General features: G+C 51.1%; 4 protein-coding genes. 2 read left to right on the forward strand and 2 right to left on the reverse strand.

Going from position 1 to position 6,183, the window contains the following annotated elements; all coding sequences use genetic code 11:
* Positions 1 to 305: 305 nt before the first annotated feature.
* Positions 306 to 1,265, reverse strand: a complete 960-nt coding sequence (gene mvaD / locus FD23_RS06240) for a diphosphomevalonate decarboxylase (RefSeq protein WP_025896038.1) — start codon at positions 1,263 to 1,265, stop codon at positions 306 to 308.
* A gap of 55 nt (positions 1,266 to 1,320) precedes the next feature.
* Positions 1,321 to 2,232, reverse strand: coding sequence for a mevalonate kinase (gene mvk / locus FD23_RS06245; RefSeq protein WP_025896039.1), 912 nt, complete (start codon positions 2,230 to 2,232; stop codon positions 1,321 to 1,323).
* 133 nt (positions 2,233 to 2,365) lie between these two features.
* Between mvk and FD23_RS06250 the strand changes: the two genes are divergently transcribed.
* Positions 2,366 to 5,905, forward strand: coding sequence for a PD-(D/E)XK nuclease family protein (locus tag FD23_RS06250; RefSeq protein WP_025896041.1), 3,540 nt, complete (start codon positions 2,366 to 2,368; stop codon positions 5,903 to 5,905).
* A 26-nt stretch (positions 5,906 to 5,931) separates the two neighbouring features.
* Positions 5,932 to 6,183 (forward strand): UvrD-helicase domain-containing protein (locus FD23_RS10595; protein WP_236743900.1); only part of this gene is annotated, 252 nt, incomplete at its 3' end.

Here is a 6,183-nt window from a genome sequence, read left to right on the forward strand (position 1 = left end):
CGCATTTACCGGCGTAGATAGTCAAAATCTGCTAGATGTTATGGTAAGTGTTCAATTTATTCTTGCAATTGGCGAATTTTTTCTTTTTATATTACGTTCTAAAACATTATTGCTAATTTCCCAGGATTTTACAACTCAATGTCTGAGAAGCCTACTATTACGGCCTTTTTCGAAGTTTAAGATAATATTTTTTGAGTTGTAACTTAAACTCAACGAAATCCTCTAAAAGGTTGATATATCAAGTGATAGAGCACTTTGAGTAGTAATTTATGGGAAGTTAGCAATTATAGACAATTAAATAAGCTTTAGTCCAACAGAGTGACTGCTGGACCAAAACCTGCCTCAATAATCTTAACACGATCAAAGGAGGACTCAAAGCAATTAATAATATCTTTCGAATTTTTCCCCTGGCAGAGGACCTTGACGTTCGGGCCGGCGTCAATGGTGTAGTAGCACTCCAGCCCTTGCTGGCGCAGGTCCTGGACCAGCTTGATGGCCTTGATGGTATTAGGTTCAAAATAGGTAAAGCCGGGGACAGCGGTGAAGGTTAAAGCATGCATCTCACTGGCATTTAATTCAGCCAGAGAACCCAATTTGCTAAAGTCAGCCTGCTTAATCGCTTCTTCCATCTCCTTGATCTCACTGTCATTTCTGTCCAGCCAGACCTGGTAGAAGGGGGAGCTCTTGCTCATTTCCATCCCCTTGGTTGAAGAAATCTTCTTTTCCTGGTCGTTGATTTCAACAGCCAAAAGGCGCAGGTCCATGTCTGGCTCTTCGTCTAGCGGGTAGGCGTAAGAAGTCTGGTCACTATCGCCTTTTTGCCAGACGGAAAAACCGCCGAAAACAGATCTTGAAGCTGAGCCCGATCCCATCCTGGCCATTCTGGACAATTCCTGCCGGTCAACGCCTAACTGGTAGTGGTCGGCAAAAGCCGCTGCCATGGCGGCGAAGGCAGAGCTGGAAGAGGCCAGGCCAGCCGCGGTTGGCACCTGGTTGACCGATTCAACCGCCAAATTTCCCTTGACTCCGAAGCGGTCCTGCATGGCCCAGAGGTAGGCGAAAACGCGGTCAGCGGCTGGACCGGAAACGTCTTGGCCGTTTAATTTAAAAGACATTTGCTCGCTGTCTGAGATTTTGGTGTCGCTATAGAAGGCATCCAGGGTCATGGACAGGCTGGACATGAGCGGCAGGCGCAATTTGGCGTCCTTCTTGCCCCAGTACTTGATCAAGGCGATATTGGTATGGGCGCGAGCAGTTTTACTCATCTGTTTCACATTCCTTTACTGTGTAATTCTGTTTTTAATAATTTTTGGGCAAAAATTAAATCTCTTCAATCCAGTAGTTACTGATTTCTGCTTGGCAAGCCTGGGCAATCTCTTCGCAGGAAGCGGCATCCTTGCAAAGGGCGATGACGATTCCGCCCAGGCCGCCGCCAGACAACTTGCAGCCTAAAGCCCCGCCTTTATCAGCAATCTGGCAGATCCGGTCGATCTTGCTTGTCGACAAGTTAAAGGAAGCTAAAAGCTCCTGGGCCTCATTGAATAATTTACCAACGGTCTCCGGGTCTTGCTCAAGCCAGGCAGCTTTGACTTCGTCAGCCAGTTGTCCCAGCTTGCGCATTCTAACTTGCGCGTCAGGTGACTCATTTAAAAGCTTGGCGACCATAGTGACGGCTTCTCTGGTATTGCCCAAATCGCCCGTGTCCATGATCAAAAGGCTGGCACCTAATTTTGAGGAGAGCTTTTTTACGCCCTTTTGTTTATTAAAAAAGACCAGGTAATCGGAATTGACCGTGGCCGCGTCCAGGCCGGAAGCCTTGCCGTGGTTGATCGTTTCTGCCTGGTTGGTGATGTCCATAACTTCACTTGCACTTAACTTCAAGCCCAGGTATTGGCTCAAGGCCACGGTAGTACCGTAAGCGACGGTAGCTGAGGAGCCAAGTCCGCGCTCCATGGGAATTTCCCCGGTATAGGTAAGCTTGATCTGGGGATTTTTCCCGCTTCTAGTCAAAAGCTCCTTGACGACATACTTAAGGCCGTTATAGTCAGCAGGCGCGTCAAAAAAAGGACCCTGGTAGAGCTTGGTGTCCATCCAGACCGGGTCGGCATAATCACTGACGGTCGTCTTGATGTGCAGGGCCTGAATTGGCATAGCCAGGGCGTCATAGCCGTAAACAACAGAATGCTCGCCGATCAAAATTACTTTTCCATGAGCAGTACATGAAGTCTGCAAAAAGAATCACCTCAAAAAATTAATTTGTTAGTTCGGTTAACGTTTGCTTAGAATCAATGGCAATCAGTTCCCAAAAAGGAAAGAGATTGATAAAATTTAGATTGACCGATCAGTCAACAAAGGAGTGGAAGCAATGATCAAAATTATAACCGGCAGACAGTCCGATCCCCTGCAAACTGAGATCATCGGCCGGGCTGCCCGCAATTATCTGGCCCAGCCCGGCAAAGATACCTTTATTATTGTTCCAAACCATATCAAGTTTAACACAGAAGTTGCCGCAATAGGCAAAGTCGCCCAACTTCAAGGGCGGGAAGAGACCAGCGTCAAGAACCTGCACGTCCTGTCCTTCTCCCGTCTGGCCTGGTTTTTCTTTAAAAAGGTCGACCTGCTCATGCCTGAAAGCCTGGATGACGCTGCCGCGACCATGATTTTGGAGCAGATCATCGACAAGCGCAGAGATGAACTGCTGCTTTTCAAAAATTCCCACGCCAATTCCGGCATGATTAAGCAGGTCTACAGCACGATCCTGCAGGTTCATACCGGCCAGCTGGACCTGGGCAATCTTTTGGAGCGGGCAGCCGACCCGGCGGTGGCCTTGGACCTGGATAATGAGACCAGGGACAAGCTGCACGACCTGGACTTGATCTACCAGGACTTTTTAGAAATCGTCAGTGAAAAGCACTTCGCCACCAAGGATGAACTGAACATCCAGCTGAACCAGCTTTTGGCCAGCCGGCCGGACCTGGTCAGCCAGGCCAGCTTCTACGTGACTGATTTCTCCCATTTTTCCATTCAGGAAAAAATGACCATGCAGCTGCTGGCAGCTTTTGCCAGCGAGATGACCTTCGCCTTCAAGACGGCTGACGGCAGCGTGATTGAGCCGGCCGCCGGGGAATACGACTATGTGGTTCAGAAGACGATCAAGGACTTGACCGACTACTTTTCCGCCCATGACTTTGCCTGGGAGAGAGAAAAAATCGCCAGTCCAGTCAGTCCGGCCAGGGTCTTGAACCAGGCCTGGCAGGGACAGGGCCAGCCGGATTTAGATAACCTCCAGCTGGTTAAAGCAGATTCCCGCTACGCTGAAGCATATTTCGTGGCCCGGACCATCTATGACGAGGTGGCTTTAAAGGGCTGCCAGTACCGAGACTTTTTGGTCCTGGCCCCGAATTTGCAGGAGTATGAAACTTACCTGGCTCCGATTTTGCGGCAAAACCAGATTCCCTTCTTTGACGACCTGCAGCAGCAGATGAAGTACCACCCCTTGGTGCTTTTGCTGGAAAATTTGGGCAAGCTTCTCCAGCAGGCAGGAGACACGCCAGCTCTTTTGAGCATCATGAAGACCCGCCTCTTGATCCCTGACTGGTATTTAGAAGGGGATGCAGAAGCCGGGGAAGCCGCGTATTTGCGCGACGTCGACCAGCTGGAAAACTTTGCCCTGGCCCACGGAATCAAGTACAGCCTTTGGCAAAAGCCCCTCAAGGACTTTACCAAAGCCCAGGTTATCGCCCTGGACCAAGAACAGTACCAAAAGTGGCTGGACCGCTTGGACAAGTTGCGGGACTTTTTTGTCAGCAAGATCTCCCGGCTTGCCCGCCAGCTGAAGAGTGAAAAAGACAGCATGACCGCCGTCAAGCTCTTTTTTGACTTCTTGGTCAAAAACGGGGTCAGCGCCCGCCTGGAAGCCTGGCGCTTAAAGGCCAGCGAGAGCGGAGACCTGCAGCAGGCCCAGCAGCCGGAGCAGTGCTGGAATCTGCTTTTGTCTTTGCTCAAAGACTACCTCTTGGTCAACCCGGAAAACTTTGACTGGGCTGACTTCTTTAAGATGCTGACGGCAGCCTTTTCCCAGGCCAATTTCGCGACGATTCCGGCCAGCCTGGACGCCGTCACCTTGTCAGAATACGGGATGGTGCAGACCAGCGGCTACAAGCAGGTCTTCATCATCGGAGCAGCCAATGGCAGCCTGCCGCAAGTCAACGACCAGCCCAACTTTTTGACTACGGAAAACTTGGCCAGCCTGGCAGACTTTTTTGACCAGGAGGCCTACCTGGAAGACAGTCAGCAGCTGCGCAACCTGGACCAGGAATACCAATTTGGCAATGCCCTGGCCCTGGCCTCTGACCGGGTCTACATCTCCTATCCGGTGATCAATTCCAATAATGACCTGCTGGATCCTTCCATTTACTACAAGCGCCTGCTGAAGCTGGTTAACGGCCGGGAATACCGGCAAAGGGACTTGCCAGATACTGCTGAAAAAGACCGGACTGAATTTGCCCGCCAGCTTTTGCTCTTTTTGACCAGTCCAAGGGCCAGCTTAGGCTACCTGGCCTATGCTGAGAAAAATTCCGCCCAAAGCCCGCTGGTGGCCAAGCTGGTCGAACTCAGCCGGCAGTATGAGGAAGAAAAGGCTGAGGAAATCGCGGAAGGGATGGCCTATGACAATAACCCGCAAGACATCTCAGAAGACCTAGCTGAGCGCCTGTACGGCAAGGACCTGTTGTCTTCAGTCTCCCAGCTGGAAAGCTACTACCAGAATTCTTTTGAATACTTCCTTAACTATGGCCTCCGCCTGCGGCCCCGGGCAGAAAATGAGCTGAATGCCATCCAGTCCGGTAACTACTTCCACCGGACCTTTGAGCTTTTGCTCAAGGAAATGCAAAAGAAAAATATCGAAATTGACAAGCTCAGCGAGCTGGACTTGGAGCTTTTGCTCAAGCAAGTCAGAAGCAAGATCCTGCAAGAACCACTCTACCAGCAGTTCTTGCGTGATCCTTTCAATGAATATCTTTTCAAGGCCTTTGACAAGACGACCAGTAAGGTGGCCCAAAGCTACCGGCGCAAGCAGCAGGAAAACAAGATGCGGGCTACTTACGGGGAACTGGCCTTTGGCCCGGCTGAAAAGCTGGCCGGCCTGGTCTTGCCTTTGAAGAAGTTTGCCGGCCAGCGGAAGATCAGCCTCCGGGGCAAAATCGACCGGGTCGACCTCTTTAATGGGGACCAGCACGTTTTAGGCCAGCTGATCGACTACAAGTCTTCCGACCACAGCTTCAACCTGGCCCGTTTTGCCAGCGGGGTGGACCTGCAGATGATCGCCTATTTGGACGTTCTGGAGAAGAACCAGGACCTCCTGGCCGGCGGGCGGCAGTTTGACCTCCTGGGGGCCTTTTACCAATATGTCACCCGGAAGCTGAATTCCATCAACTCCTCATCAACTGGCGCCTTGTTTGACAGCAAGCTGCAGCTGAAAGAGAACCTTTTGGGCGGGGAAGACAAGTTGAAATTGTCCGGGGTCTTTGTCAGTGAGCCAGCCTGGTACCAGGAAGTCGACAAAGCCCTTGAGAAAAAGGCAAGCAGTCCGGTTTACCGGGGCCTCAAACTTAACAAGAGCGGCGGCTTTGGCAAAAAAGACAACTTCTTCAGCCAAGATGAGATGCAGGAGCTGCTGGAATACGCCGAAGCCTTGATTGAGGACGCGGCCAGCGAGATTTTAAGTGGGAAGATTGCCTTGAATCCTTTCCGGCAAGGCAACAATACCGGCCTAGCATTTAGCGACTACAAGGATATCTTCTACTTTGACCAGCAGCTGCCAACTAACTCTTACCGGGACCTGCCAAGCCTTAAAAAGGCAGATCTGCTGGCTTTGGTAGAAAAGCGGCTGCGGCAGAGGAGATAAGGAATGGTACATAGAAAGGAAATAGCATGGCTGTAAAATATACACCAGACCAGGCCAGGGCCATTGAAAGCCGGGGGCAGGACATTTTGGTTTCAGCCTCTGCCGGCTCAGGCAAAACTAGTGTTTTGGTTGAACGGGTCATCCGGGAAATCATGGACGACCACTTGGAGGTTAACCAGCTTCTGGTCATTACCTTTACCCGGGCGGCCGCCAGTGAAATGAAGCAGCGGATCAAGCAGCGCCTGCAGGACCGCCTGCAAGAAGAAACAGATGCCAGC

It is taken from the genome of Lactobacillus delbrueckii subsp. delbrueckii DSM 20074 = JCM 1012 (assembly GCF_001433875.1).
Lineage (GTDB): Bacteria > Bacillota > Bacilli > Lactobacillales > Lactobacillaceae > Lactobacillus > Lactobacillus delbrueckii.